Source organism: Bacillus sp. GbtcB14 (genome assembly GCF_019091205.1).
GTDB lineage: Bacteria > Bacillota > Bacilli > Bacillales > Bacillaceae_G > Bacillus_A > Bacillus_A cereus_AG.
In genome coordinates, this window is the sequence record NZ_JAGXJT010000005.1 from 310,808 (window position 1) to 334,661 (window position 23,854).

The window sequence follows — 23,854 nt, forward strand, 5'->3', positions numbered from 1 at the left end:
TTCTAAAGGCATCGAAACCAGTTAGTGATTTTGAAGGCTTTGATTTTGTAACTACTACAAGCTATCTATAATGGTAAGAAGGTCACTGTAAGGTAAGGAAGAATGAAAAGTATGTATAGTTTTTCCAATAAATATTTGGTATGATGGTGAATGGGAAAAATATACAAGTTGTTAGTGGCTCATAAAAGGGGGATTGTATTGAAAAGAACGCTTGAATTCGTACTAGGTTTAATTGGTGGCATTATAGGAATTATTATTTCCATACTATTAATAGTTGTAGCGTTTAATATTATGGAAGGTTTTGATTATGAACTTTTAGCTTATTACTCTATTATTTTAATAGTTCAAATAGGGTTGCTTATTTTATCATGTTTAGTAAACAAGGTTAATAATAAAGTTTATGGAGTTTGTATGATTGTGATTCCTATAGTTATGTTATTTATGTCATTATTCTTTTTACTTATTCCAACAATATTACAAATTATGTCTGGTTCATTTGCATTTAGAACACTAAAGTTAGAATCGAATGTGGAATAAATATAATTATTTACGTCTGAATATTCGGTTTATTTAATGTTTTCATTTGCAGTTCAACTTAACATAAGGTACAAAGTTGTGCACTTTAGGAGGAGAAATAGATGATTATTTGGTCTGGTTGGGGTTTTTTAGTCGCAATTATTGTAATTATTAATACTCTTTTAGGTAAGGTTATCTTTGGATCTATAACGGGGGACGCTACATATTTTCAAGACCATAGTTGGCCAATGGCAGTAATGCTTATTATATCAGGGGTTATGTCTTGGTATTTAGGAAAATATATTAATAAGCCAAATGGGAAAGTTTATATAGATGCCGAAACTGGTGAAAAAGTTATGTTCACCAAAAAGCACTCACTATTTTTTATAAAAATGGAATATTGGGGACCGATTCTAGGAGTTATTGCGATTGTAACTTTAATTACAAGATAAAAAAAGAGGCTGGGTATAGTAAGAATAATCGATTGAAGTAAAAGGAGAAATTAGTCATGAATGTAAAGAAACTACTAGGGGTAGCAGTTCCGGTCATGTTGTTATTTGGTTGTGGAGTGTCTGAGAAAACGAACACTTCAAAACAGGAAAAAACGGAAGGGTCTAAAGTAAAAGAATCAAAGTCTAATAGTAAGAAAGAAAAAGTTTCAAAGGAAGACTACCCTAATAAAGTATATAAATTAGGAGTAGAGTTTGATAAGTTGTTTGCGGAGCATAACAATATTACAAGAGAGGTTTTTGACGGTAAGAAAAAGAAATCAGATATAGTAGATAGTGTGAAAGAATTAAATAAAATGTTAGATAAATTTGAGTCGATAGATCCCCCTGCAGAGTATGTAAATCAACAAAAGGATTTTGAAAAAGCAATTGGTTATTTTAGAGAGTCTTTTTCTTTAATAAATGAAGTATTCACCCGAAAAGAAAAAAGAGAAAAAGGCGATAAGACTGATAAAGAGTTAATGGAGAAATCCGAAAAGTTAGTGAAAGAAGGAGATATTTACTGGCTTAAGGCATTCAAAGATCTTGAAGGGGATATTAAAATCGGTGACGGTACAGTATCTGTGAAAGATTTGAAAGAGTTAGATAAGAAAGCTGGAATTAATACGGATAACGTTATGAAGAATGTGAAAGATGGTACGGAATTAATTGGTAATTGGGGATTCAAAGGAACAGACGGTTTCATTATGTCACTTATTCTAAAAGGTGATAAGACATTTGAAACGTATGGTAAAGGTGAGTATCCAAATAAAAAGAATTATATTGAAGGCACTTGGGAATATGATAAGGAAGCTTTTACAATCTATTTACATCTCAATAAACGTTTAGTAGATGGTGTAGAAGATACAATTCAAAAAAAGAAAATAGCATATAAAGTTCAAGACTATGATGGGGAAAACTTACGATTATTTAATGAGGCTTCATTCAACACAATTAAGTATGTGAAGCAAAGATAAAGTTATGTAGGACTAGGTTTAAATGACCTGGTCCTTAATTAAATTGTGGGCATGCAACGAATATTTTATCGTTGGTTTTGCCTATTATATATTATGTTCTTACTTTAATAAAGTAAGAAATTAGGGGATTGGTTACAAATGATAAAGAAATTTACTAGAGTAGTATTAACTGTAGTTATGCCAATTGGTATGATTGCGAGTTGTGGAACTGCTGAAAAAACTAAAGCACAAGAGACGAAAGCGGTACAATCTGGGAAAAAGGACTATATGGACTATTCAAATGGTAGCAAAGGTATAGTAGTAAGTAGCAAAGCGAAAGAGCGTCAACAATACGAGGTTGGGTTTATAGATGAAAACAAATTAATAGGAATTGATGAAAATATTGAGGACTGTATTATTTTAGATAATAAAGATGAAGCAAGTCTCGTTTGGAAACAAATAGAGCGTGGATCGATTATTGAAGTGCAATATGGTAAGGATCGCAATGATATTGTAGGCGTACAATTAGTAGGAGATCGTGAGCCATACGAAATTAGTGATAAGTTTGATCGAAATACGATAAACGAGATTGTCGAAAACGTTAAAGGGAATTTGTAATAGAGGCTAGAATGAAAAGATATTTAAGTTTACTATTAAGAAAGTCGATTCCTTATTAACATAAGAAATCGACTTGTTATAATTATTTATTTTGTAAGTTGTCTTTCCAATAATTATAGCTATTATCAATAACTTCTTTTAATTTGAAATAGTTTTCCCAAGTATCTTGCACATGGTAGAGAGTTTCACCTTCATCTATAAAAACATCACTGTAATCATTTATATATTTCCAGTCTTCGTCGTGGTTAAAGTAGTACATTGCGAATTGGTTGCCCTCATCATTTAACATGTCGTCTGCTAAAACGCCATCCCAGTTCATATAAATTTCTGTGCCAGTCATTTGTCTAAGTTTAAACTGGTTCATTTCGTCTTGAGACTCTTCTTCAAATTCTTGACTACATAAATGATGTTCAATTATCCATCCTAAAAACATGCCAGTATGTACAAAAGCTTGTTCGATTGGTAAGTCCTCAGGAAAATCACCTTCGAAATGGTACTTCGCTTTATCATAAACAATCGTATGTAACAATTCGTTCATCCCCTTTAACGTATTATCTAATAAACTCGTACTGTTTGTTTTAATATTTCAATTATGTTTTCAAGCCATTCTAGCGGTGTTATTTCTAGCCCTTCAAAATCTATCTCATCTGCTGAATATCGTATATACTCTCGTTTTTCTTCATCATTTTTCGGTCTTCTTCATTTCAGGTATCAATATGAGAAATCTTTTCCAAATAAAACTCTTTTCAATGTAAAAGGTTACATCTATATTATCGCAAGAATGTAAAAATGTTAATATTTTCAAAGGGGAAAGTACAAAGAAACAGGATTTATTTAATAGATACTTGATCGTTATGAAAAATTATAAAAATCCTTCTTATTGAAGAAAATCAGTAAAAGGTATCTTAATCTATTTTTTGAGAAGTAGTAGTGTGTATGAGGGTAAGTGCTTTTGACGGCAATTGCAATTGGTTATAAAATAATGTCTGTTAAGGAATTTTATTGAAACTATCATTCACCTGCTGGGGATAAAATGAAAGTATTTATAAAAGGGTGGAATAAACATAGTTTTATACATACATAGTAGATTCATAGTCTATTACTAATGAGAATATAAAGGGAGGTTGAGATACTACACGAACAGTGTAGGTATCGATTACAGCAATGAATACAATTATAAAAAAAAGAGTAATTGCACTATCAACAAGTTTAGTAATGTTAGGGAGCGCTCCTTTAGCAATATCAGCAGAAGAGAGTAAAAAACCTCAAACTGATCAACTTCGTATCGCACAAGGGGAACGTGGAACGAGCGGGTTAAGTTATTCTAATTTCAATCTAGAAACTCCAGATCACATGCAAATTAACGAAGCGGAAGTATCAGAGAATGAGAAAATTCTTTTAGAAGAATATAAACATAAACATGATGAAACAGAAGAGTTACATAAAATGAAAGAAGCTAAAACAGGTCAAGTAGCGGAAGATGAAGCTATTTCAAACATTGAAAGGGCTTTTGAACATGTAGACGGTCGAAATGATGGCTCTACTCGCGAAATGAAGCCGGTTGAAAAGCCAAGAGCTATTCAGTATAGTGCATCGATGACTACAAAGAAATATGGAACACTTGCAGGTGTCCCGTTTGTAGAGTGGGTTGTTCCAGCAGGAAATCCTGATATTCGCCCTGCCAATCCGATGAAAGCACGTTACATTACAATTCATGAGACTGCAAACACAGCTCGTGGTGCGAATGCTGAAAATCATGCGAAATATTTGTATAAACAAGCAACAGAAGGTACGTTCCGAACTGCTTCATGGCATTTTACTGTAGACGATAAACAAATCTATCAGCATCTACCAACAAATGAAAATGGTTGGCATGCAGGAGATGGTGATGGTTCAGGAAACAGAGAGTCTATCGGTATCGAAATTTCAGTTAACCAAGATGGAGATTACAATAAAGCGTTAGAGAATGCAAAGCAACTTGCAGGTTATTTAATGAACAAAGAAGGAATTAGCGCGGACCACATTTACAGGCATCAACAATGGAGCGGAAAAAACTGTCCTGACATTTTAATTTCTCGTGGGAATTGGAATGGCTTCGTACAAGGTATTCAATGGTATGCAAATGTTAACGCACAAATTGACTCGCCTTTACAAGAAAGAAATGAGCTATTTGATTCAAATGAATTTAATCCAGCGGAACCTAGCATGGAGCTAGTTGTTAATGGTGATGGTATAAATGTACGTAGCGGTGCAGGACTTGAACATCAAACCGTTCGTAAAGCTTCAAAAGGTGACCGTTACAAAGTGTTAGCAGTTAAAAACGGTTGGTACAAAGTAGGGAATGGAGAATGGATTTTCTATAATCCCAGTTGGATTAAGATTAACTACAATGTACCAAAAGAAGAAGTACAAAAGCCGAAAGATGATATTACAGGTGGATGGTTTGAAGGGCATATTCGTAAACTACATAGCCTAGGTATTATGCAAGGTGAAGGTAATGGTATATTTGCTCCTTATCGTAATGTAACGAGAGCTGAGTTTGCTGCATTAATTTCAAATGCTCTAAAGCTACCAGAAGGAAATAAGTCATTTGTAGATATTAACAATGCGCATCCGTCACTGCATAATGGTATTAAACGTAGTGCAAGTGCAGGAATTATTAGCGGTCGTGGTGGAGGTGTTTTTGACCCGAATGCACCAATCACTCGTGAAGAAGCATCGGTTATGATTGACAAGGCATTACAGTATAAAGGTGTTACAGGTAATTTAGTCGCATTACCATTTACAGATCAACATTTGATCGCATACAAACGGCCTGTTCAGCGATTATACAGCCTACAGGTAGTTACTGGTGTTGGAGATAACAAGTTTAATCCTAAAGGTACAACAACTCGTGGTGAGGCAGCGGCCTTTTTAGTGAAGATGTTAGACTCTATGCAGAAATAAATGAATGGTATGTAGAAGTTTGTATTGATGCAAGAAAAAATAATAAAGACTTTAAAGGAGCTATCCAAAATGAAAATTTGGAACAGCTCCTTTTTTATTTTAGCCCCTATGAAGCCCCTACCAAGCCCCTCATAAGCACCTACCAAGTAATAAATCACTAAGAAAAAACAAAACAAAAACAACTACAAGAACAAAAAAGCGTGAAAAAATAAAACCGGTGTTGTAGTAGTTAAAAAAATTTGGAATTCAAATGCAAAAAACCAAGCCCTCATTCCTATATGTATATTGAAGGATTGAAATCTGCCTTTTTATGAATGCAAGGAGGAGGTAAACATATGGCGGTGTACCGTAATGTGCAGGTGAACTTTTGGCAAGATGAATTCATATTAGATTTAACGCCAGAGGAGCGTTATTTTTACATATATTTGTTAACTGGTACGAAAACGAAGCAATGTGGAATTTACGTATTACCGAAGCGTGTGGCAGAACTGGAAACAGGCTACAGTATGGAAACGGTTGAGAAGCTGTTAAATAGATTTGTTGAATACGGAAAGATTTTATACGATGCGGAAACGAAAGAGTTATACATACTAAATTGGCTACACTATAATTCTATTTTAAATACGAATGTAGAAAAATGTGTGTTACGTGAGTTAAAGACTGTAAAAAATAAAGAATTCATACATAAGTTTTTACGTACATGTCTTGAAGAAGAATGGAAGATTCCATTGTTATTGCAGCATTTTGGTATGCCGGCAGAAGAGGACAATAGTATTTTAGAAGTAGTTGCTGAGGAGAAGGAAGAAGAGATAGAAGAGGATACTTCGCATAGTGAAGTTTATAAGTTTTACGAACAACATATAAGTAGTCTATCTCCATATATCGTGAAAGAATTGAAAGAGTGGATACAAAAAGCTTCAGGAGAGACAGTACTAGAGGCACTTAAAGTTGCGTTTGAACAGAATAAGCGAACGCTCGCTTATGTGAAGGGGATTTTGAGGAATTGGTGTAAGAAAGAACGAGGGGATGTAAGGGAAGGAAAGGAAGGAGTATTCAGTTTACATGATCCATAAAATGAGCAAGGAAGGATTTTTTCTTTTCTAAAAGGTTCTTTCAAAATAGAAGCGAATAGTTTGAGGAAGGAGGGGGTTATATGGAAGTTGTTATAAAAAAGAAACGAACTCGTGGTAAGAGAATTTTTATTTGGTCTAGTAGTATCGTCCTTTTGTTAGTTATATGTACAGCGATTTTTTTGAACATATATACGCTTAGATCTGTGCCAAAGATAGATGGAACGATAAAGCTAGAGGATTTACAACATGCTGTTATGGTGAAGCGAGATAATAAAGGGGTACCGCATATTAAAGCGGAAAATGCACATGATTTATATTTTTCGCAAGGGTATGTACAAGCGCAAGATCGTTTGTTCCAAATGGATTTAAGTAGAAGGCAAGCTTCTGGTATGCTGAGTGAAGTTGTAGGGGAAGCAGCTGTTGATCGAGATAAGTTGTTTCGAACGCTCGGTTTACGGCGAGCAGCCGAAGCGTCTATTAGTCAATATGATGGAGAAGCGAAATATGCCCTGCAATCATTTGCTGATGGGGTGAATGCTTTTATACGTGAGGCGAAAGAGGAAAAGAAATTGCCGGTCGAGTTTACTATATTAGGTTATGAGCCGGCTGAGTGGTCAATTGTAGATTCTTTAACAATTGGCAAGTATATGGCGTTTGATTTAGGCGGACATTGGCACGGTCAGGCATTTCGTTATTGGGCGCTGAAAAATCTACCGAAAGAGCAAGCAAATGAACTATTTCCTACATATCCGAAAGATGCGCCTAGATTGCTAGCTGAACTGGAAAATACAAATGTGAATGTAGCACAAAGTTTTGCAAAAGCGATCATTCCACCAGAGTTTAATGGTAGTAATAACTGGGTTATAAGTGGTGAGAAGAGTGCGTCTGGTAAGCCGATTTTAGCGGATGATCCTCATTTATCTCTTGCGACGCCTTCTATTTGGTATCAATCGAAACTTGAAACGAAAGATTTACATGTGAGTGGCGTTATTTTCGCGGGAGTGCCAGGCGTTATATTAGGTCACAATGACAAAATAGCATGGGGCGTTACGAATACCGGTCCTGATGTGCAAGATTTATATATTGAGAAGCGAAATCCTAATAATGAAAATGAATTTCTGTATAACGATAAGTGGGAAAAAGCTACTATTGTGGATGAATCTATTAAAGTAAAAGGCGGAAAGACAGTCCCATATAATGTTACGGTTACGAGGCATGGTCCAGTCATTTCAGAGTTTGCGGATAAACGGAAAGATAAAACGAAAACAGTATTTGCTTTGAAATGGACTGCATTGGAACCGTCAGCTGAGTTAAAGGCTGTATTAAATATGAATAAAGCGAAAGACTGGAATGAGTTTGAAACGGCTCTTCAAGATTTTCATACACCAACGCAAAACTTTGTGTTTGCATCAAACGATGGCACGATAGCTTATAAAGCGAATGGAAATATACCAGTGCGTAAAAAAGGTGATGGTAGTTTGCCGGTGCCAGGATGGACAGATGAATATGAATGGGAAGGTTATATCCCGTTTGATCAACTTCCAAAAGTAATCAATCCAAAACAAGGGTTTATTTCAACTGCAAATAATAAAATCGTTGATGATAATTATCCGTACCATATTAGTAATACGTGGGCGCAGCCATATAGGCAAATGCGTATTCAAGAGTTTTTGCAAGAAAAGGAAAAGTATACGGTGAAAGATTTAGAAGAGTTACAGATGGATCAAAAAAATTTATATGGGAAAGAGTTTGCTCCTATATTTTTAAAAGAGTTAAATAAAGCATCGTTAAATGAAGTAGAGAGAGAAGGCGTAAAACAATTAACAAAGTGGAATTTTTACGATAGTAAAGATGAAGCGGCACCGTTAATATTCCATTTGTTAATGAAAGAGATTTCAAATACGTTATTTTCAAAAGAAATACCGAAAGATGTGATGGAGTTATTTGAAGGGAAGGCACAGGTTGTTGATGAATTGATTCGAAAAGAGGTAGCAGGAGAAAAGAGCGCTTGGTTTACGAAGTACGGAGGCTTCACGAAAGTTGTGCATACATCGTACGAAAATGTAATGAAAAAATTACAGAAGGAATATGGACCGAATGTTGCGGAGTGGAAGTGGGGCGATTACCATCAACTGGCGTTCACACATCCAATTTCAAAATCATCTAGTATGTTAGCGCTACTTGCATTTAATCGCGAAAAACCAGTTCCAATCGGCGGAAGTCAAGTTACCGTTCAAGCAGCGAGTTACGGAGATAACGGTATTGTCAATCACGGAGCTTCTTGGCGATTCGTCATTGATACGAAAGATATGTCAAACGGTTATCATATCGTAGGGCCAGGACAATCAGGTCATTTTAGAAGTGATTGGTATCATGATCAAATAGATGACTGGGTAAATGGCACGTATCATACGACTACATTGAATACGGAGGGGATAGAGGGGAAAGTGTTAACTTTGCAGCCGAAATAATGTTAGAAGAGGCTCTTACTATAGGTAAGGGTCTCTTTTTTGTTATGTGACAAAATTTGACAAAATATTCTGTAGAACTTTGTTATAATTTTTTTTGGAATATTTGGTTTAAGGTTTTACAGCAATAGGGATACATATATTCTAAATTAAAGGGTTTTATAGGGGGATAAATACAAGAATGAACGACATGGAGAAATATCGAGAGAAAATTAAAGTGATTTCTTTTGATAGAGAAAAAAATCAAATGGTTGAAGTGGAAGAGAGTAAAATAACTTTTGATGATGTTGGTGGAATGGAAGATATTAAAAAGAAAATAAATATGGACTTTATTATGCCGATTAAGAATCCAGAGTATTTTCAGGCTTTTGGTAAGAAAGTAGGAGGCAGTTTATTATTTTATGGGCCGCCTGGATGCGGTAAGACATTTTTAGCGCGAGCAGTTGCAGGGGAGATAAACGCTAATTTTATTCATTTAGAGTTGCAAGCAATACTATCGATGTGGTCAGGAGAAGCGGAGAAAAATTTACATGAAGTGTTCGAAGAGGCAAGAAAAACAAAGCCTTGTATTTTATTTATAGATGAGTTAGACGCATATGGCGGGAATAGACAGAAGATGGGTGCTCATCATCAAAGAACGCTAGTTAATCAATTGCTAGTGGAGATGGACGGAAGCAATTCTTTTAATGAAGGTGTTTATATAATTGGGGCAACAAATACACCATGGTATATTGATCCAGCGTTACGACGACCAGGCCGTTTTAATTCACTTGTTTTTGTGGCACCACCAAATAACGAGGAAAGACTGACAATACTAGAGCTGAAAACAAAGGATAAACCGAGAATGGAATTGCAGTTAGATTTTGTTTCGAAGTATGCAGAACATTTTTCAGGGGCAGATTTAACATATTTAGTGGAAGACGCTATTAATGAAGCTATTCAGCGTTCATTTGAAACGGGGCAGTTACAGCCCTTATCCAATGAAGATTTATTAAAAGCAATGAAAAAACGGCAACCGACAACTTTAGACTGGTTCTCTACTGCAAAAAATTATGCAACGTTTAGTGATGTAAATAAGGATTTTGACAAAGTATTAGAGTATATGGAAGAGCACCAATTGAAATAAATGATATTAGATTGGGGGAAAGGAATAGATGGAGGAGCAACTTAGGAGAATCTCGCACTTATTGAAGCTTGGTGATGTTGAGCTTGCAAAAGAAGAAGCGGAATGGATGATTAAAGAAGATCCAGAAGATGCTACTGGTTATATTTGTTTAAGTCATGTGTACTACTTTGGTTTTCGACAAATTGATGAAGCAAGTAAATATTTAGAAGAAGCACTAAAAATAGATCACTTAGATGAAAATGTTTTGTTAACAGCGCTAGATATTTTTTATGCGCAAGAAAATTTTGAGAGATTAAAAGAGATAGGAGAAATAGGGATAAAAAATTATCCGGAAGAAGGCGTATATTACTTTTATGTGGGCGAGGCAAAAGTACATATAGAATCGCTTAATAAAGGTATTACATACTATAACAAAGCGATAGAGTTAGAACCTGAAAATGATATGTATGTAGGAAGATATGCTTTTATTCTTTTAAGTTATTATCCGAAACGAATAGAAGAGGGTATAAAGGCGGAAAAACGTGCTTTAGAGCTGAATCCAGAAAATGTAACAAATCTAGTCTCTTTTGCAAATGTAGCAAAAGAAAAAGGGAATTTTAAAAAAGCAAGAATGCTAGCTGAAACTGCAATACGATTAGAGCCAAATCACGAAGGTGCTTACAAAATTTATAGGGATACAATCGGAACGAAAAATAAGTATTGTGCCTTTATGGCAAGTTTTACGTATACATTTTGGAATGCATTTTCTAAGTTTTGTAAAATATTTTCGTTTGCAAGTAAGAGGAATCTTAAATTGCACTACATTTTAGTTATTTTAAGCCTTTTAGGTTGGATAATACTTCCTGTATATTTGACAGGTTGGTATGCCGGTTCCGTGTATATAGTTATTTTTATGATGTATAGCATTTCATCTATTATAAAAGGGAGGATTCATAAAGAAGTAGGATTAGGAACACGCTTTGATGCTGAATACAATGTGAAAAGAAATAAAATCATTCGAAATCGTGAAATTTCCAATATGGAAAGTACGGTTAAAAAAGAAGAGGCTACTACTATTCCAGTTGCGAAACTATCAAAAGAAGAACTGGAAGCACAGCTAGAGGGCTTCTGGAGTAAAGGAACTGTGTATGAGGGGCAGCAAGAGGTTGCTGCAGCAGTGAAAGAACCAGCTTTATCATCAGCTGAACATAAAAAGATTCAATCATATTCAGATATTGAATCACCAAAATATAATAAATGGTATATTTGTTTAATTGTCGTTTTATCGATCTCCTTTATATTTAAAGTTGGAAAATTGTATAACTTAAATAATACAAATGCGGTGAATACGACGCCACAAATGAGTCAAGAAACGAAGGATATTATTGTAGAGCAACAAGATAAAGCGCTCAAAGATAAAAAAGAATCGTTCGATAAGTTAGAAGTAGTAACTGTATTATACGTATTAAGAAAAGGTGATTGGAATGGAAGTACAATCGAGGGAGCTATAGAAAAAAGTTATGTACCGGTTATGTTAGAAAAGGTAGGACAACCAGCCGGGGAGAAGTTAAAAAAAGCAACTCCTATGAAAATATATAAAGAGGATACAAGAACGTATGTATTACTTCAAAATGGAGATAGCTCTTTTATTATTGAAATAACAGCAAGAAAGTTAACTCATATTTACGGTGAGAGCTGGAATAATGCGCAAGAAGAGATGCAAAAATATGAAGAGTTACTTGGAAAAATAGAGTCACAAGGTGTTGAAACAGGGGGGATTTAGCATGAGTATTAAAGTAATAAGGGCAACGGGAATGATGGGAGGAGCAGCAAGAGTCGCTGTAAAGGTAGATAATGAAGTAGTAATGAAACTTGAAAATAATGAAGAATATACGTTTCCTTTTGAGGGAGATGATGCAAATATAAAAGTAAAACAATTCTTTTTTGGGAGTAAAGAAAAGAAAGTAAAGGATGGCGATATAGTAGAAATTAAGATTAATAGTATCGCCATTTTATTAATGATTGTGTCAATAATAGCTGTTGTATTTGGCTCTTCAATTGGTATAAATATAGTTGTTTTTGGTGTTATTGGATCGTTAGTTACGTTAGTATATGGATTTAACAATTGGTTTAGTTTAGAAGTGAAATAAGTATTGTATTTGTTTTTATGTTAATTCATTTAATTTACTATACATGAAGTGTAATTATTTCTAATAGGGAATGGGGAGGATCATTATGAAGAAAATGATTGTAGCATCTAGTTTGGCGTTAATAGTAGGTTTGACAAGTGGTTGTAGTAGTGAGAAAACGAATGTTACAAAACCAGTATCTGTACAAAAAGAAAAAGAATTAGTCGCGAAAGATATTTTTAAAAAAGCAGGTGATAATTTTAAACAAGAGGATTTTCTCACTTTAACGTCTCTTATGTCAATGAAGGGGAACAGTCAATCAGAAGAGATTAAAATGAACATTCAAATGGAGCCGAAACGAAAGAATTCTAGAGCAGAAATGAAAATAAGTGGAACAGATATTGTAACGTACGAAGTAGATGGAAAAGTCGTTGCTCAAGTGAAAGACCCTAGTACAGGAGAGTTAATTACGATACCTAGTGATCAATTTAATGTAAATGACGTAATGGTAAGTAAAAATTTACTTAATGAGTTAGATTTACCAGAAGTTTTGGCTAAGAAAATGAAAGCGAAGAAGGAGGGAGATACATATAAGCTTACACTTGACCTAAAGGGGAAAGAAGCAGTAGATACATTACAGAAAATTAATGGAGATATGAACAAATTAATGGAAGGATTTAATATGGATGCGTTAACTGTTGAATATATAATAACGAAAGATTATAAATTTGAAGAGATGCGCACAGCTATAAAACTGAGTGAACGTAATACAGATAAGAAATCTAGTGCGGATAAAGAAAATTTGGATACAGTTGTGAGCATAAAAATTGATTCATTTGATAAATTTGATTCAATTAAGTTACCAGAAGGAAGTTAATAAAATCAATCATATAAGGGTAAAAAAGGAGCAGAAATACGCTCCTTTTTTATTTACCTTACTATTTTTAGGAGGTTAGTATGAATAAGGTATGAATAAAGGATGAATAGCATTTTTTTGGATGAAAATCCCACTCTTTTTTGTATGGAATATATGTGAAACGTTGTATAAAATAAGCAAGTATGCCAAGAATAATAGGAGGAAAGTTGTGAAGAGAAATAAGAGTTTAGTAAGTTTTTTAGGAGTGTTTATTATGTTGTTTTCTTTTTGTTTTCAAGGGAATATACAGGCAGCTGTTCAACCAGGAAAAATAAAATCAGGGAACGTAACGGTATGGGAAGTTGGAAATGTATCGAAAGTGTTAGCTGATGTGAAACGTTTAAATTTAAATACAGTAAATGTACCGATTCAAGTCGACATTCCGAATGTCACTTCTACTAATATGGTAATTAATCAGGCACAAAAGAAACAGGCTATTATTTTAATTCAAGAATTATTAAAGCGTAATATTCAAGTTATAGTGGAACCGTTCCCGTATATTCAGCAAGGAAATGTTGGAGAAACGGAGTGGAATCCAAGTAATATTAATGATTTCTTCTGGAATTGGAAAACGGTTGTTTTGCAAGACATCTTTCATTCGATTACAAGTAAATACAATGTGTATGGGCTCAAGATTGCTTCTAATTTCGTGAATATGGAATATGCAGAAGGATATTGGAGCGATACGATTGATTTTGTTCGTAAGCAGTATAAAGGAAATGTTTTGTATCAAATGAATTGGTGGTTAACAGCAACTTGGGATCCTTCATATGAGGCAAAGTTTAAAGTGAAAATCAATCGTCCGTATTTAAAAAAGGTGGATATTGTAAGTATCGATAGTTGGTTTGAAGTTTCAGGGAAAAGAAATCCATCGTATGAAGAAGTAAGACAAAATTTATTTGCGACGACAGTATATAATCGTGGACAAAATGTTGTTCAGCAACTAGAACAATTACATAAAGCAACAGGGAAGCCTGTTTATTTTGGCGGATTTAACGTTCCGGCGCGTGAACTTGGATTGCAAAATCCGTGGAATCCAGATGTTTCAAATGTATTTTCAAGAGATATACAACTAAACGGGTGGCGTGCTTATCGAAATGTTTTGGAATCGAAGCCATACTTTAAAGGATTCTCAGTTTGGTTTATTGGCTCTAATAATAGTACGCATGCGTATCAAATCCATAGTAAAGAAGCAGAGGCAGTTATTAACGGCTGGTACCGAAAATAAATTTTATTAAATAGGTAAGTTTTGAATTTTACCACATATATTTCTAGTGAAAGGCCTTTCACCATCTTATTACCTAGGGGGCAATCATAATGAAATTTTTGTCTTACCTTACAGTAGTTTTGGTGATTCTTGGCGGTTTGAATTGGTTATTTGTAGCGTTAGATTACAATGTAGTTGAGAAATGGTTTGGTTCAATGCCGGCGCTTGTGGACACTATTTATTGGCTCTTTGGTCTTTCTGCTATTTATCAAATTTTTGATCGGTTCTTTACGAACAATTAGCTATTATTCTATTACTACTAGAGTGTTAAGTACGATTATGTACTTAACACTTTTTTGTATGTTTATAAAAAATAGTTTGCACATGCAAGCGATTCCATTGCGTCTTGCGCCGTAATAATAGAAAACAAATTGACCGTATATTATATTTCGGGTTATAATTCAGAAAGTTTAAAAATTAATAAAAATGAGAAATAGGGAGGTTATTAGGGTGATGGAGAGAGTATATAACTTTTCAGCTGGACCATCAATACTCCCTTTGCCAGTTTTAGAGAAAGTGCAAAAGGAGCTTGTAAATTATAACGGGACAGGCATGTCTATTATGGAAATGAGTCATCGATCTTCTTATTTTCAAAGTATTATAGAGGAAGCGAGTAGCCTAATTCGTGAATTAATGAACATTCCTGATGAGTATGAAGTGTTGTTTTTACAAGGCGGTGCGTCATTACAATTTTCTATGATACCGTTAAATGTAATGAATACGTATAAAAAAGCAGGGTACGTATTGACTGGCTCATGGTCTAAAAAGGCGATGCAAGAAGCTGAAAAAGTAGGAGAAGTACAAGTGATTGCTTCTTCTGAAAAAGCGAAGTTTACTACGATTCCTAAGCTGGATGGTTTACGGAGCGATGAGAAACTAGATTATGTACATATAACAACGAACAATACAATTGAGGGGACGAAATATGTGGACATTCCACATTTAGATAAAGTACCGCTCGTTGCGGATATGTCCTCAAATATTTTATCAGAACGATATGATGTTACGAAGTTTGGCCTTATATATGCGGGAGCGCAAAAGAACTTAGGGCCAGCGGGCTTAACGATTGCTATTATAAAAAGAGATTTAATTGGGAGAGCAGATCGCTCTTGTCCTACGATGTTAAACTATGAAACTTACAGCAAAAATAACTCCTTATATAATACACCGCCGTCCTTTAGTATTTACGTAACGAAACTTGTACTAGAGTGGTTGAAAGAGCAAGGCGGGGTATCTGCGATTGAAGAACAGAATAGAATGAAATCTTCACTTCTTTACAATTTCTTAGATGAATCAAAATTGTTTACTTCACCAGTTGATCCTACGTATCGATCACTTATGAATATTCCATTTACAACGCCGTCAGAAGAGCTGAATAATGAGTTTTTACAAAAAGCGAAAGAACGCGGCCTTGTTACGTTAAAAGGACATCGCTCAGTCGGCGGTATGCGTGCAAGTATTTACAATGCGATGCCAGTACACGGTGTACAGCAATTAGTGAATTATATGAAGGAATTTGAGCTTGAGAATAGATAGGGAGATGGGGATATGTTTCGTGTTCAAACGTTAAATCAAATTGCAGAAAAAGGCTTGCAAGTACTTGGCGGAGAGCGTTATGAAGTAGGAGATAGAATGGACCATCCAGATGGTATTTTACTTCGCAGCTATTCTTTACATCAAGAAGAATTTTCAAAAGACTTAAAGGCGATTGCAAGAGCTGGTGCTGGTGTAAATAATATTCCTGTCGAGCGATGTACAGAAAAAGGGATTGTCGTATTTAATACACCAGGAGCTAATGCCAATGCAGTAAAGGAACTTATTATCGCCAGCCTTATTATGTCTTCACGTAACATTATTAACGGAGTAAGCTGGACGAAAAATTTAGAGGGTGAAGAAGTACCGCAGCTTGTTGAATCAGGGAAAAAACAATTTGTTGGATCAGAAATTGCAGGGAAACGTCTAGGCGTTATTGGCCTTGGTGCAATCGGTGCTTTAGTTGCGAACGATGCGTTAGCTTTAGGGATGGATGTTATCGGATACGATCCTTACATTTCAGTTGAAACAGCATGGCGCCTTTCTACGCATGTGCAAAGAGCATTTAGTTTAGATGAAATTTTTGCAACATGTGATTATATTACCCTTCATATTCCTCTTACAAATCAAACGAAGGGGATTATTGGGGAACACGCTGTAGAGAAGATGAAAAAAGGTATGCGTCTATTCAATTTCTCTAGAGGAGAACTTGTAGATGAAAAAGTTCTTCAAACAGCCTTAGAAGAAGATGTTATTACACATTACGTAACGGACTTCCCGAATGAAAATGTGATAAAGATGAAAAATGTAACAGCGACTCCTCATCTTGGTGCATCTACGTCTGAATCGGAAGAAAATTGTGCGGTCATGGCAGCACGTCAATTACGAGAATATTTAGAGACAGGAAATATTCGTAATTCAGTAAACTATCCAAACGTAGAACTGCCGTATATCGGAAAGAAACGTATTACAATCATGCATCAAAACGTTCCGAACATGGTAGGACAAATTACAGGATGTTTAGCAGAACATCATATTAATATTGCGGATATGATTAATCGTAGTAAACATTCTTGGGCGTACACAATGATTGATATTGATAACAGAATTGATGATATAATAAAAGAGAACATTGTGGAAAATATAAGCAAAATTACAGGTGTTGTAGCCGTTCGAATGATTGTGTAAAGGAGAGAGGAAAACTTGGCAAAAATCCGACCGTTTCGGGCCATTCGTCCAGTAGAAGAAAAAGCAGCACAAGTTGCAGCTTTACCGTATGACGTTTTAAATAGTGAAGAGGCAAGAGGTGTTGTAAAAGGAAATCCGTATTCTTTCTTACACGTTGATAAAGCAGAAATTGATTTAGACCCAGCACTTTCACCGTACGATGATCGCGTATATGAAAAAGCGGGTGAAAATTTGAATCAACTTATACGAGAAGAAGTGTTCATTCAAGACGAAGAGCCAGCACTATACATTTATGAGCTGACGATGCAAGGTAGAAAGCAGTCAGGGCTTGTCGTTTGTACATCTATTGATGAGTATGAAGATGATACAATTAAAAAACATGAAAGAACGCGTCATGAAAAAGAACTAGATCGTATTCGTCACGTAGATGTGTGTGACGCAAATACAGGTCCTATTTTTTTAACGTATCGTACAAAAGAAGACGTGAAACGATTAATTAGCAACTGGAAAGAAGAACATACACCAATCTATACATTTACAGCAGAAGACGGCGTTAAGCATGTTGCTTGGAAAATAGCTGATGAAGAAATAATTGCAAGTTTAGTAAACTTATTTGAAGATATCCCGAATCTTTATATTGCAGATGGACATCATCGCTCAGCATCAGCAGCAAAAGTAGGGCTAATGCGAAGAGAACAATTTCCAAATTACACAGGAGAAGAGGAATTTAATTTCTTCCTATCCGTTTTATTCCCTCATGATGAATTATCTATTTGGGACTATAACCGAGTTGTGAAAGATTTAAAGGGCTTATCAGAAGAACAGTTTTTAAAGCAAATCACGCAATACTTTTATGTAGAAGAAGCAGCTGTTTCTCCGTATAAACCAAATGAGCCAAAAACATTTGGTATGTATGTAAATGAGAAATGGTATAAGCTCACAGTGAAAGAGGAAACGTTTGATGCGAATGATCTCGTGAAAGGTTTAGATGTATCTATCCTGCAAGATCATTTATTAAGCCAAGTACTTGAAATACATGATCCGCGGTCTGATTCACGCGTCGATTTTGTAGGCGGAATCCGCGGATTAGAAGAACTAGAACGCCTTGTAAATAGCGGTGAATATAAAGCAGCGTTCGCATTATATCCGACATCAATGGAAGTTTTATTAGCAATCGCAGACGCTGGAGAAGTTATGCCGCCAAAATCAACGTGGTTTGAACCGAAACTGCGCAGTGGGTTGTTTGTACATTCATTAAAATAAATAGACTTCTTTAGATTGAAAAACCGAAATGATTTTTAGTTTCGGTTTTTCTTATTTTAAAAGGGTTTTTGAGGAGGGGTATGGATGAAATTACAAGTAGGCGAAAAAATCACCTTTGAACGAACTTTTACAAAAGAAGATGTTGCATTATTTACGGAAGTGTCTAAAGATGAAGGCGTTCATCATGTTACACCAGATGAGCAGGGGAGATTTGTTGTACAAGGGCTGTTAACATCAACGTTGCCTACAAAAATTGGCGGTGATTATAACGTGTTAGCTCGCAAGATGGATTTTGAATTTTTACGTCCTGTTTTTAGCGGTGATACAATTTGTTGTGACGTAACCATTGAACGATTTGAACGAGATGAAAAAAATCGTACAAAAATTATTGCGATGTTTACATGTAGGAATCAACTTGAAAAAGAAGTTATGAAGGGGAGTTTTTCGGGGATCATTCTTTAATTGATAGGAAAAGTAATGAGTGAGTGGGGCCCTCAGGCTTAGAGTTTTAATTCCCCCATAACGAAAAATTTATGCATTATACTATTTTCTTAACTATTAGAAAATAGTAGGATAATCTCGTCAATAAAAAGGACATTTCTAGTATTGCAAGAAATGTCCTCTCCACTATATTATAGGGTATTTTGTTAAAATTCAAACTCTAAAATTAGTTTACTAGTTTGACCTGTAAACTGATAATGATAGGAACCTCGCAGATTTTCTAAGTTACCGGTAGCTTTAATAATTGTTCCTGGGGAATCTAAATTTCCTTTATCAAATATTCCTTGCTCTATAGCTGTAAATGTTCCTTGTTGCCCCTTGTAAATTCCTTCAAAGTGTAAAAATCCAGAAATTTTAGCAGTAGCCAAGTGACCATCATTTATATTTGAGTCTAAATAATATAATAAGTATTCAACAAAAGCTTTTCCTTTTAATTCACCATCAATATCATACTCAACATGGGCAATATTAATAGGAAAATCTTTTCTAGTATCATCGATTAGTTTTTCATCCCATTTACTTACTGTAAATGTTACTTCCATACACGTAATCTCCCTCCAATTAGATACTTATTTAAAGTTTTCCTTTATTCCACGCCACTCTCTAAAATAGAGAAAGCCCCATTTTCACAATTAATTTCTGCCATCGCACCGTAAGGTAAAATAAACTTCGGTTCGGTATGTCCAAAATTTAAATTATAAAGAATCGGCAAATCTTCTAAGTTATGTTCCTTCATTACTTTCAGTATTTCGTGTTTATAGTCTTCATAATACATTTCGTCTTTTGGTTTACCAAAAATAATGCCTTTTGCTTTTTGGAGAATGCCTTGCGCTGCGTAATTTCGTAACCAATACTTTATATAGCTTGGTTCTGGATGGTCTTCAGAAGTTTCAAAGAAAAGGATACGATTCTCCCAATGTTTTTTCTCAGGCCAAAGTTCCGTTCCTTTTGCAAATTCCAATACTTCTATACAACCACCAATTAAGCGTCCTTGTACAGTAGTAGAGCCTTGAAGTACCTCATAGCCATTGTTTTGTTTCATCGTACGTCTTGTATCCTTATTTATTTCTATCCATTCTAAACGCTCACTCGTCCATTCATAAGCTGGTTGAATTTCGCCAATCATTTCATTAGAAAAGAGAGTTCGATTTACCATTTCAATCGTATATGGATCCATCTCTACATTTTCAGCAAAATCTGTTAAAATGGCTGGACCGTAAAAAGAGGAAATCCCTGCTTTATGGCAAAATAAATGTGAAATGGTAACGTCAGAGTATCCCATAAAAATTTTCGGGTTTTCACGTATCACATTAAAATCTATATAGGGAAGTAAGCGAATGCTATCTTCACCGCCAATATTCGCAATAATTGCTTTCACGCGCGTATCTTTAAATGCTGTCATTAAATCTTCCGCACGGGCCTCTGGGTTGTTATAAAGGTATTCGCTGCCTTTTAAGCTATTTGGCATTGGAATAACCGTAAGACCGAAAACTTCTTCTAATCTTTTTACTCCTTGCTCATATCGCCATCTTATTTCAGAATCACCTGCACCGCCCCATGAAGGACTTACTGTCGCCACGATATCTCCTGCTTGTAACCTCTTTGGTTTTATTAACATGTTAATCCCGCTCCTACATAATGTAATGGACTACAATTATACAAACTGTATCATTGAAAAAAACATGATGCATGACATTAGTTTCTTCATCATCAATCCGTTTACCTGCTGATATGCAAGAATTTAGCAGCAGTGTTGAATATAGGAATAATTGATTTATATTTAAAAATGACAGTATGCAACATTACATAAGAAAGATGGTTGCTATTTTTCACGGATTGCAACTATATTGGTTGCAGGTTGGTCGTATTCAATCCAAAAAATAAAATCATCATGAATGGAAAGGTTACAGCTTTTCCTGAACAAGAAAGCTATCGCCTTTAGGCACTTGGGATGAAAGTGAGATTGGATACGGAGTGTCACTAAAAATCGCAACGTTCGTGGTGCTAAAAGTGTCTGAAGTATATGTAGTTTATTCGTTTTTTTGTTGGAATTTTTAGGGGAGTATTCTTTAATTATTAGATAGAGAGGTAAAATAAAAAATACACCTAATTACTAGGTGTATTTTTTAGACTTGAAAACCACATATGTATTGGGAGTTTTTCTCGGGTAGAGTGTATCACAATAGAAATCATGTATATACATAATATTCGTTACATCGAATGGTTTCCTTGTAAGTATATGAAAATGGTAATCTAAATAGATTTTAATTTTGTTAACTTACCAACCTGTACCATGTTCAGAATTAGCAGGAGCCCCACCAGTGTCACCGATGTTTAATGCAGGAGCGCCGCCAGTATGGCCCTCAGAAAAAGAAGGAGCTGGTGGAGACGGGAAGTGAGTATGTCCAGCTTGATTTGTGAAACCTGCGTTTAAGCCAAATGCAGCAATACCCGTAAATGCAATACCTACAGCGATTTTACCAATTGTTTTTTTCATTTCTTTAACCCTCTTTCATTTGATTTTTTTGCTACTGTACTATTAAAGAAGTATAAACTTGCTTTTTCGTGTTGTTGTTTGTTATAAAACGCAAGAGCTAGTTTTTCAAGATACTCAGAAACATAGATATATAAAGATTCTTTATTGAAGTATTCAATTCCTTCTAAAACAATCGGTTCAATTTTGTCTAATTCAGTTTGATTTGTGAAAGCTTCTAATATAGCAAAGTGATGTTTGTGCTCTTCATTACCAAGTTCAGCAATAAGTTGTTTCCCTATTTTAATGTAGTGGTTTGCTTTGTCTATAAGTCCTAATTTTTCATGTTCTTGAGCAAGTAAGAATATAGCTTTGTAGTGAGATGGGATCTTTTCAACAACTTGTGTCAAGTGACGAATCGCTTCTTCAGAAAGATTCTGGCTAGCATATAGATGACCTAGATTACCGCGCACATACAGTTGTAATGAATCTTCATTTAATTTTTGGAGAATATCTAACGCTTTGTTATAGCTTTCCTCAGCTTGTTCAAAGTGTCCTACGTCTACATAAGAAGCACCAAGTACACTTAAACAGGATGAAATATTTCTTTCACATCCGTGTTGCATTTCAAAAATTTCTAATGCTTTAGAAGCATTTACAATGGCAAAACTTGGTTGTTGTTGGTGACAATGATAAGCAGCGTATCGGTAATAGAAATCAGCTTGTTCAATTTGACTGTGTCCAGATAAAAGTGCATGTGCTTTTAAGAAATATTCTTCTGCTTCTTGATAATGATTAATTGCTGCAAAGTAAATCGCTTTATAATAATGATATAGATAAGATAGGTGTTTATCTTCTGGTTTTTCTTGGTCTTCTATGATTTGAAAACTATCTTTCGTGATTGATAGTCCATCTGTCAGAGCTGTATGTCGGAACTGCAGTAATGCGTAATATAACTGATAAAGTGGAATCGTTTCTGTTTCTTTCAAAAGCATTTCTTCATGTTCTTTTTTAGCTTCTTGAAACTGAATTTGTGCTTCCTTAACGTTTTGCGTTAAGATTGCATGGTACCAAGCTTCTAAATGTTTTGTTGTATATGTATGTCCCTTTAATGAAATGTTCATATTAGCCCCCCTGTATATTTTTCTATATAATTGTAACTATAATGGTAACATAATTAAAAGTAATTATTTGGAATTTTTTCTTGATAAATAATATTCAGAATTCTATAAGTCGGTAAAACCTGTCAGTCCATGTGTTTTTATGGAGAAAAGGACACAATTGACTATAGAATCTTAATAAAATGATGCCACATGTACAATGCTAAAATAAAAGTTGAGAAAGTATGCATGAGGTGTGAATAGGGTAAGAAGGTAAAAATCCTAGCTACAATAGCTAGGATTTTTGTGTTAAATAGTCTCACCGTGAGCTTCTAGTTTTGGAGCAGGGAAATGTTCGTGCCCCTCAAGTTTAGGAGCAGGAGTATCAGCATGGCTCTCAAGTTTAGGAGCAGGAGTATCGCCATGAGCATCTAATTTTGGAGCAGGAGTATCGCCATGTCCTTCAAGCTTCGGAGCAGGAGTATCGCCATGCCCCTCAAGTTTAGGAGCAGGAGTATCAGCATGGCTCTCAAGTTTAGGAGTCGGCGTATCACCAACATTTAAAGCAGGAGCGCCAGTATTACCATGCGCTTCTAACGTAGGAGCAAAGAAGTCAGCGTGACTCTCTTGTTTAGGAGCCATTCCTTCTCCATGAGTATTTGTATAAGAAGGAGCCCAAGTATCTCCTTTATTGTATGATGAAATAGGAGGTCTGCCATGATCATAAGCAGGAGCGCCACCGTCGCCTCTATTATAAGAAGGAGCCCAAGTGTCGCCATGTGAATCTAATTTCGAGCTTAAATCAGCATGTGTCTCCAGTTTAGGAGCAGGAACGTCGCCATGCTCAGCTTTTACAACGCCGCCATCCCCAATATTTACACCAAAAAGACCAAAGCTAAATACCGATAAACCTACAACAGCTGTACTAATTTTTCTTTTCAATCTATATCTCTCCTTTTGCTATAGTTTTCCATTTTGTCTAAACGTGGTAGATAAAATGAAATGAATCGTAAAAAACTACCAATTATATTACGATATACGAATAATTCTGTGTAATATTTTGTAAAACCTCCTTGAAATTTGAATTTTATGAAAATAAAATTCGACATGGTTCATTTTTCAACTAGTTGAATAAATTTTGATTGAGTTTTTATAAAGCTATTTGTTAACCTTAGGACCGAAAGTAGTTCTTAATTTCTTTATACCGTGGTCATAAGGTTATTTTAGCTTTGAATTAAATTAAAGCTCTCTTGCTGTATATTTAAAAGTTACAGTATGCAACATTGCATAAGAAAGATGGTTGCTATTTTCTAT

Annotated in this window: 23 protein-coding genes; 17 read left to right on the forward strand and 6 right to left on the reverse strand. The window is 35.1% G+C overall.

Translation table 11 applies throughout. The annotated features are described in order from the left end of the window. Nucleotides 1-198 precede the first annotated feature (198 nt). The 4 genes from KVT31_RS17200 (at nucleotide 199) to KVT31_RS17215 (ending at nucleotide 2,578) form a co-directional block, all read left to right on the forward strand. On the forward strand, nucleotides 199-537 hold the full coding sequence (locus KVT31_RS17200) for a DUF4064 domain-containing protein (RefSeq protein ID WP_088097010.1): 339 nt from the start codon (nucleotides 199-201) through the stop codon (nucleotides 535-537). A gap of 101 nt (nucleotides 538-638) precedes the next feature. Then, nucleotides 639-968, forward strand: a complete 330-nt coding sequence (locus KVT31_RS17205; RefSeq protein ID WP_079245755.1) for a hypothetical protein — start codon at nucleotides 639-641, stop codon at nucleotides 966-968. Nucleotides 969-1,024: 56 nt separating this feature from the next. Beyond that, a complete protein-coding gene (locus tag KVT31_RS17210) occupies nucleotides 1,025-1,981 on the forward strand; it encodes a DUF3994 domain-containing protein (protein WP_088097009.1) in 957 nt (318 codons plus the stop codon). A gap of 138 nt (nucleotides 1,982-2,119) precedes the next feature. Further along, entirely contained in the window at nucleotides 2,120-2,578 is a 459-nt protein-coding gene (locus KVT31_RS17215) for a hypothetical protein (protein WP_088097008.1), read from the forward strand. A gap of 82 nt (nucleotides 2,579-2,660) precedes the next feature. Here KVT31_RS17215 and KVT31_RS17220 read toward each other — a convergent pair whose 3' ends face one another. After that, nucleotides 2,661-3,107 carry a DUF7832 domain-containing protein gene (locus KVT31_RS17220; RefSeq protein WP_088097007.1) on the reverse strand — a complete coding sequence of 149 codons (447 nt, stop codon included), beginning with the start codon at nucleotides 3,105-3,107 and terminating at the stop codon, nucleotides 2,661-2,663. A gap of 635 nt (nucleotides 3,108-3,742) precedes the next feature. Here KVT31_RS17220 and KVT31_RS17225 point away from each other — a divergent pair. The 13 genes from KVT31_RS17225 (at nucleotide 3,743) to KVT31_RS17285 (ending at nucleotide 18,928) form a co-directional block, all read left to right on the forward strand. Further along, the gene (locus tag KVT31_RS17225; protein ID WP_088097006.1) at nucleotides 3,743-5,524 is read left to right on the forward strand and encodes an S-layer homology domain-containing protein; all 1,782 of its coding nucleotides are present in this window, start codon (nucleotides 3,743-3,745) and stop codon (nucleotides 5,522-5,524) included. Nucleotides 5,525-5,859: 335 nt separating this feature from the next. Beyond that, nucleotides 5,860-6,597 (forward strand): DnaD domain-containing protein, encoded by a 738-nt coding sequence (locus KVT31_RS17230; RefSeq protein ID WP_088097005.1) that lies wholly within the window; start codon nucleotides 5,860-5,862, stop codon nucleotides 6,595-6,597. Nucleotides 6,598-6,677: 80 nt separating this feature from the next. Further along, on the forward strand, nucleotides 6,678-9,068 hold the full coding sequence (locus KVT31_RS17235; protein ID WP_088097004.1) for a penicillin acylase family protein: 2,391 nt from the start codon (nucleotides 6,678-6,680) through the stop codon (nucleotides 9,066-9,068). Nucleotides 9,069-9,246: 178 nt separating this feature from the next. Beyond that, nucleotides 9,247-10,191, forward strand: coding sequence for an ATP-binding protein (locus KVT31_RS17240; protein WP_044443441.1), 945 nt, complete (start codon nucleotides 9,247-9,249; stop codon nucleotides 10,189-10,191). A gap of 28 nt (nucleotides 10,192-10,219) precedes the next feature. After that, nucleotides 10,220-11,953 (forward strand): tetratricopeptide repeat protein, encoded by a 1,734-nt coding sequence (locus tag KVT31_RS17245; RefSeq protein WP_088097003.1) that lies wholly within the window; start codon nucleotides 10,220-10,222, stop codon nucleotides 11,951-11,953. Between the two features lies 1 nt (nucleotide 11,954). Continuing rightward, nucleotides 11,955-12,320 (forward strand): hypothetical protein, encoded by a 366-nt coding sequence (locus KVT31_RS17250; RefSeq protein WP_088097002.1) that lies wholly within the window; start codon nucleotides 11,955-11,957, stop codon nucleotides 12,318-12,320. 85 nt (nucleotides 12,321-12,405) lie between these two features. Next, entirely contained in the window at nucleotides 12,406-13,176 is a 771-nt protein-coding gene (locus tag KVT31_RS17255) for a DUF6612 family protein (RefSeq protein WP_088097001.1), read from the forward strand. 208 nt (nucleotides 13,177-13,384) lie between these two features. Beyond that, entirely contained in the window at nucleotides 13,385-14,443 is a 1,059-nt protein-coding gene (locus KVT31_RS17260) for a glycoside hydrolase family 113 (protein WP_098343850.1), read from the forward strand. Nucleotides 14,444-14,532: 89 nt separating this feature from the next. Next, a complete protein-coding gene (locus KVT31_RS17265) occupies nucleotides 14,533-14,724 on the forward strand; it encodes a DUF378 domain-containing protein (RefSeq protein ID WP_088097000.1) in 192 nt (63 codons plus the stop codon). 211 nt (nucleotides 14,725-14,935) lie between these two features. Further along, nucleotides 14,936-16,018 carry a 3-phosphoserine/phosphohydroxythreonine transaminase gene (gene serC, locus KVT31_RS17270; protein ID WP_088096999.1) on the forward strand — a complete coding sequence of 361 codons (1,083 nt, stop codon included), beginning with the start codon at nucleotides 14,936-14,938 and terminating at the stop codon, nucleotides 16,016-16,018. A 12-nt stretch (nucleotides 16,019-16,030) separates the two neighbouring features. Beyond that, nucleotides 16,031-17,203 carry a 3-phosphoglycerate dehydrogenase family protein gene (locus tag KVT31_RS17275; protein WP_088096998.1) on the forward strand — a complete coding sequence of 391 codons (1,173 nt, stop codon included), beginning with the start codon at nucleotides 16,031-16,033 and terminating at the stop codon, nucleotides 17,201-17,203. Between the two features lie 15 nt (nucleotides 17,204-17,218). Continuing rightward, the gene (locus tag KVT31_RS17280) at nucleotides 17,219-18,466 is read left to right on the forward strand and encodes a DUF1015 domain-containing protein (RefSeq protein WP_088096997.1); all 1,248 of its coding nucleotides are present in this window, start codon (nucleotides 17,219-17,221) and stop codon (nucleotides 18,464-18,466) included. Nucleotides 18,467-18,550: 84 nt separating this feature from the next. Further along, entirely contained in the window at nucleotides 18,551-18,928 is a 378-nt protein-coding gene (locus tag KVT31_RS17285; RefSeq protein ID WP_088096996.1) for a hotdog family protein, read from the forward strand. Between the two features lie 185 nt (nucleotides 18,929-19,113). Here the strand turns inward: KVT31_RS17285 and KVT31_RS17290 are convergent, their stop codons facing one another. The 5 genes from KVT31_RS17290 to KVT31_RS17310 form a co-directional block, all read right to left on the reverse strand. Continuing rightward, entirely contained in the window at nucleotides 19,114-19,509 is a 396-nt protein-coding gene (locus KVT31_RS17290) for a DUF3224 domain-containing protein (RefSeq protein WP_000454078.1), read from the reverse strand. Nucleotides 19,510-19,553: 44 nt separating this feature from the next. Beyond that, on the reverse strand, nucleotides 19,554-20,585 hold the full coding sequence (locus KVT31_RS17295; protein WP_088096995.1) for a S66 family peptidase: 1,032 nt from the start codon (nucleotides 20,583-20,585) through the stop codon (nucleotides 19,554-19,556). 660 nt (nucleotides 20,586-21,245) lie between these two features. After that, a complete protein-coding gene (locus tag KVT31_RS17300) occupies nucleotides 21,246-21,464 on the reverse strand; it encodes a hypothetical protein (protein WP_088096994.1) in 219 nt (72 codons plus the stop codon). Next, entirely contained in the window at nucleotides 21,461-22,564 is a 1,104-nt protein-coding gene (locus KVT31_RS17305; RefSeq protein ID WP_088096993.1) for a tetratricopeptide repeat protein, read from the reverse strand. Before KVT31_RS17305 ends, KVT31_RS17300 begins: the two co-directional genes overlap by 4 nt. 285 nt (nucleotides 22,565-22,849) lie before the next feature. Next, nucleotides 22,850-23,482 carry a hypothetical protein gene (locus KVT31_RS17310; protein WP_088096992.1) on the reverse strand — a complete coding sequence of 211 codons (633 nt, stop codon included), beginning with the start codon at nucleotides 23,480-23,482 and terminating at the stop codon, nucleotides 22,850-22,852. Nucleotides 23,483-23,854: the final 372 nt, after the last annotated feature.

Bases quoted from the DNA above. Each gene is read 5' to 3' on its own strand.
- KVT31_RS17250 (WP_088097002.1), top strand. From the start codon at position 11,955: ATGAGTATTAAAGTAATAAGGGCAACGGGAATGATGGGAGGAGCAGCA.
- KVT31_RS17275 (WP_088096998.1), top strand. From the start codon at position 16,031: ATGTTTCGTGTTCAAACGTTAAATCAAATTGCAGAAAAAGGCTTGCAA.
- KVT31_RS17235 (WP_088097004.1), top strand. From the start codon at position 6,678: ATGGAAGTTGTTATAAAAAAGAAACGAACTCGTGGTAAGAGAATTTTT.
- KVT31_RS17285 (WP_088096996.1), top strand. From the start codon at position 18,551: ATGAAATTACAAGTAGGCGAAAAAATCACCTTTGAACGAACTTTTACA.
- KVT31_RS17295 (WP_088096995.1), bottom strand. From the start codon at position 20,585: ATGTTAATAAAACCAAAGAGGTTACAAGCAGGAGATATCGTGGCGACA.
- KVT31_RS17265 (WP_088097000.1), top strand. From the start codon at position 14,533: ATGAAATTTTTGTCTTACCTTACAGTAGTTTTGGTGATTCTTGGCGGT.
- KVT31_RS17225 (WP_088097006.1), top strand. From the start codon at position 3,743: ATGAATACAATTATAAAAAAAAGAGTAATTGCACTATCAACAAGTTTA.
- KVT31_RS17230 (WP_088097005.1), top strand. From the start codon at position 5,860: ATGGCGGTGTACCGTAATGTGCAGGTGAACTTTTGGCAAGATGAATTC.
- KVT31_RS17255 (WP_088097001.1), top strand. From the start codon at position 12,406: ATGAAGAAAATGATTGTAGCATCTAGTTTGGCGTTAATAGTAGGTTTG.
- KVT31_RS17290 (WP_000454078.1), bottom strand. From the start codon at position 19,509: ATGGAAGTAACATTTACAGTAAGTAAATGGGATGAAAAACTAATCGAT.
- KVT31_RS17305 (WP_088096993.1), bottom strand. From the start codon at position 22,564: ATGAACATTTCATTAAAGGGACATACATATACAACAAAACATTTAGAA.
- KVT31_RS17215 (WP_088097008.1), top strand. From the start codon at position 2,120: ATGATAAAGAAATTTACTAGAGTAGTATTAACTGTAGTTATGCCAATT.
- serC (WP_088096999.1), top strand. From the start codon at position 14,936: ATGGAGAGAGTATATAACTTTTCAGCTGGACCATCAATACTCCCTTTG.
- KVT31_RS17300 (WP_088096994.1), bottom strand. From the start codon at position 21,464: ATGAAAAAAACAATTGGTAAAATCGCTGTAGGTATTGCATTTACGGGT.
- KVT31_RS17205 (WP_079245755.1), top strand. From the start codon at position 639: ATGATTATTTGGTCTGGTTGGGGTTTTTTAGTCGCAATTATTGTAATT.
- KVT31_RS17210 (WP_088097009.1), top strand. From the start codon at position 1,025: ATGAATGTAAAGAAACTACTAGGGGTAGCAGTTCCGGTCATGTTGTTA.
- KVT31_RS17245 (WP_088097003.1), top strand. From the start codon at position 10,220: ATGGAGGAGCAACTTAGGAGAATCTCGCACTTATTGAAGCTTGGTGAT.
- KVT31_RS17240 (WP_044443441.1), top strand. From the start codon at position 9,247: ATGAACGACATGGAGAAATATCGAGAGAAAATTAAAGTGATTTCTTTT.